This is a genomic window from Propioniciclava flava (genome assembly GCF_004126535.1).
In the GTDB taxonomy this organism is placed as follows: domain Bacteria; phylum Actinomycetota; class Actinomycetes; order Propionibacteriales; family Propionibacteriaceae; genus Propioniciclava; species Propioniciclava flava.
On sequence record NZ_PPCV01000016.1, the window covers coordinates 1 to 4042 of the forward strand.

Sequence of the window (4042 nt, forward strand, 5' to 3'; positions counted from 1 at the left end):
TCAACGGCAGGCTCGAGCACCTGCGCGGCTCGGCGCTGGGGTTCCGCAACCTGACCAACTACATCGCCAGATCCCTGCTCGAGACCGGCGGGTTCAGACCCGACTACACCCTGGATTCGGATGAGCCTGTTCATGGGGCCCGTTATCACGGACCTTCCCAGCAGTGGTCAGTCTTCACCCTTCGGATGGATCCCCGCTCCCCGGCCTTCGCCCCTGCCACTCCGACGCGATCTCGGCCCAGTCGACACCCCGAGTCACCTTCTCGCCCCGATCGTCCTGACCCGACCAGACGTGCCAGAAGTCGGGGTCGCTCGACCTCGGCTGTTGATCACGTGGCAACTTCCGCACTTCCACGGCGACGGGCAGCTCGGATGCCCAGCCGAGGAGGATCGCGTTTCGCGATGGGAGCGAGGGAAGATCGCGCAACAGCCCCCTCATGTTGTCCGGAACGAGGCGCTGTACCAGATCCTGATCCGTGTGGTTGCTCAGTCTGTGGAGAAGAAAGGTGTTGCATTGCGATAGCACGGTCGGGGATAGCTCGCTCGGACGCTGCGAGGACAGGACGAGCCCGAGGCCGAACTTCCGTCCCTCTCTGGCAATCTTCTCGAAAGCGTGCGAGCAGATCTCTTGGGAGGACCTTATCTCGGGGTCGGGGGTGTATCTCCTGATGAAGGTATGTGCCTCTTCCATAACCAGGACCGTGGGAAGAGTGTCGCCATCGTGCATCTTGCGGTACCGCTGGAGCGCCTCCAGACACATGCGAGCGATAACCGCAGTGACGATGTGCAGCACCTCCGCCGGCACCAGAGACAGGTCGATGACGGTGACGCTGCCGGTCGATGAGTCGTCGCCCATGTAGGTGTCGAGCCAAGTCGCCAGATCGAGCCCGCCTGTGTCGGACATGACGGATCGCAGTCGTGAGTCAGCGAGGAGCGTGCGTACGCGCATGAGGAGCGTTTCGACGTGCTCGGCGACGCCGAGCAACTCTGCGTGGGCTTCCAAGCTCCGGATGAACTGATCGCCGGTAAAGGGCCGAGGCACGTCGGCGTCCAGAAGCTCAGTATCCGTGTCGAGTCCGCCGAACGCGACGTGAGCCTGGGAAGCCCTCGCGACGAGATCCTTCACCTCCTGCTTGCTGAAGTCATAGTTCGCATACTGGCCGCTTCGAGCATCGACTAGTTCCTTTGCGTATCCGGCCAGCGCTTCAATAGCTGCGTTTTCCGGCTCACTGAAGTCAGTGCTCGTAACGAAGTCGCCGCTCAGCTTCCGAAGCTTCTCAAAGAAGCTCTTCGGCTTCGGAAAGTTGCCCCACGGGCTTCCGGATCGATATTCAACCTGAAACACCGCCGTGACGGTGCGTAGGTACCGACGCATGTCGTGGCTTGGGGTTGTCTGGGAGTCAAGACGTCCGTCGCGTAGCGCCCGGAGCGCGTGTACGAGTGTTGGTCGCTGGGTCTTCGAGGTGGCTTGTGTGAACGCCGACCATTCGTCGAGATTCCACAACCAAAGCGGCAGGGCCAGCTGCGTGGCACCGTCACCCGGCTCGACTGAGAAGACCTTTGCACCGAGATCACCAAATGTCCGCGTGTACTCGCCGTTGGGATCGAGGACGATGAACCTCGCGTTCGGGGATCCTTCGACCTTCCCGGCCTCCCGGCTGTGACGTGCGGCGTCAAGTGACCATCGGATGAGGCCGGCCACGGAGCAGGACTTGCCGCTCCCCGTGTTTCCTAGGACCGCTAGATGCCGTCCGAATAGGCGATCGGGGTCGATCATGACCTCCGCGTCGGCGGCAAGTGGGCTCGTGCCGATTGCCACGCGCCGGTTCTCCCCCGATTCGACGATCGACCTTAACTGCTCAGTGGTGGGCAGGAGAACTGGGTCCCCAACAGTGGGGAACGCCTGGATGCCGCGCCGGAACGAGTAGGACTCCGTCAAAGGTCTGGTCGGGATGGCGGACAAGATGCCCACGGGCGCAAGGCTCATCTTCCTCATCGGGTACGGCATGTCGATAAGGCCGAAGTCGCGCATCCCCTTCCGCTGTGGGTAAGGCGATCGCTCGACACTTATCCATTCGATTTGACCCACGGCGAAGCCGCCCTCGGTGGGCACCAACACGTAGCTGTTCACCCGCGGGAACGAGCGGGGGGAGCCCGTGTTCAGGGCAACGGCGTCCGGCGCCTCAATGTCGAGCAGGACCTCGAATTTGTCCGGCGAGATGTACTCGATGGTTCCGATTCGCAGAGAGTCGGCGAACGCCATCGGCGTGGCGCTCACGACGGTTCCCCGCCCGTGCTCGGGGACGACGGCGAGTTACTCGGCGACGACGATGAGTATCGCTGGCGAAGCAGGTCAGCCATTCGGCGGCTGGTCAAGTCAATCGAAGGTTTTGGCAAGTATCTCGACGTAAGGGAACTGATCTCGGCGAGTTCGGGCCCGATCAGCAGCGATATCTGCGCCGATCGGCCCCACCGATCGAAGGCATCCATGATCCGGCCGGGCCTGTCGTCGAACGAGATGATAACCAAGTGGGTTGACGGGATCGTAAGAGCGTCTTGCAGCACTCGGTTGATGTGCTCGTCGCCGAAGCTGTATCCGTACGTCACCGTCACCGTATTCGGTCTCGCGACCGCGGCGGCGAAGTCGCGGAACAGCTCCACGTACGGATACTCGGATGTCTCACGGTCCTTGCTCGCGTTCGGGTAGATCATCAGACCGTTAGCCTTCGAGTCAGATAGTCCGGGCGCCTCAAGGTAGGGCTGAATCGTCAATGCGCCGAAGGGGAGACCGAATCGTCGGATGGACTCCTCAGCGTTCAGCCAATCGAGTGATCCGTGGAGCTTCGTGAACCGAGCGACACCCTCGACGAACCGCGGCTCCCCGCGAATGCCCGGCGGGTTGTAGTGAAGATCTAGGTCCATGCGGGACGATCTGAAGACAGGCGTCACTGTGCCAATGAAACGGTCCAGAAGATGCAAGCCCGCCAGTTCGGCACCGACCTCAAGGACCCGGTCGTAGTTCGTTGTGAAAATGCCCAGCCGATCTCGAATGCCGGTGCGGCTCGCGAAGCTCATCAGGAACGACACGAGCGCGTTGAACGCCACCTCACGCTTGGTCTCATCGGCCTCAGCCAAAGCGCGTTCCGCCATCAGGATCGAGTCAGCGAACTCTCGCAGGATCTCGTCCAAGTTGACCCTCAGAGCGCTTGATTCGGCGGCCTTTCCGAGGATCTCAAGACCTCGAACGAGTTGGTTCGCGGTGCGAATCTCGTCCTCGATGTTTGGAGTCTTCCGACCAGCAGCCACCGCAGAAGCCTTTGCCGCAGCAGCGATCTCGTCAGGGTACTCAGTGAAGCGCCCTCCGCTCATGCTCGAGGCGGCCGCGGCCCCGGCCAGGTACTGAAGCCCGCTCGTAAGGCCAGAGCCGACGAGGAGATTGAGGTGGTCGGCCTGGAACAGGGCCGTGAGCCACGGTTCGATCCTCGCTCGAAGTGCCCAACGATCGAAACCTGCGACCTGGGCCCAGGCCGGGGTGGGGTCTGAACTGATCTGGACGGTATCGCCATCCATCGTGAAGCTCACTGGGTGTACGTCCTCGCGAATCTTCAGGGTGTTCACGGGATCGAGTGATGTTGCTGATGACATGGGCTGCGTCCTAACGGCGTTGGCGTGGGATTTCACCGCTCCGGCGAAGCGCTGGCGCGAACTGATCGATGATTGCGTGGCCGAATCTCTCGCAGCGCATAGCTATCGTGAGCGTCGTCCCGCAGTGCTCGGTCAACCCACTAGTCATCGCTTGCCTGCCCACGCCGAGCTCCTCCTCACCTGGGTGTGGACGACACGCTACCGGCCCGTATGGATCATTGGGCAGCTCGTCGGCTGGTATGCGCGATCTCATACACACGGCGCAAGTCTGCGTGAGCCGCCCCCTTCATTCGGTCCGGACGTTCTGTGAGTCGTCGGTTTCCATTTGATGGGTGCACTGCCGAGCGTACTCGGCTGGGGTTAGGTAGCCGAGCGAGGAGTGCCGGCGGTGGTGGTTG

2 protein-coding genes are annotated in these 4042 nt (G+C 61.9%); both read right to left on the minus strand.

Going from position 1 to position 4042, the window contains the following annotated elements; translation table 11 throughout:
- Positions 1-174 precede the first annotated feature (174 nt).
- Positions 175-2277, minus strand: a complete 2103-nt coding sequence (locus tag C1706_RS13800) for an ATP-binding protein (RefSeq protein WP_129459816.1) — start codon at positions 2275-2277, stop codon at positions 175-177.
- Positions 2274-3617, minus strand: coding sequence for an SIR2 family protein (locus C1706_RS13805; RefSeq protein WP_206661157.1), 1344 nt, complete (start codon positions 3615-3617; stop codon positions 2274-2276). Before C1706_RS13805 ends, C1706_RS13800 begins: the two co-directional genes overlap by 4 nt.
- Positions 3618-4042: the final 425 nt, after the last annotated feature.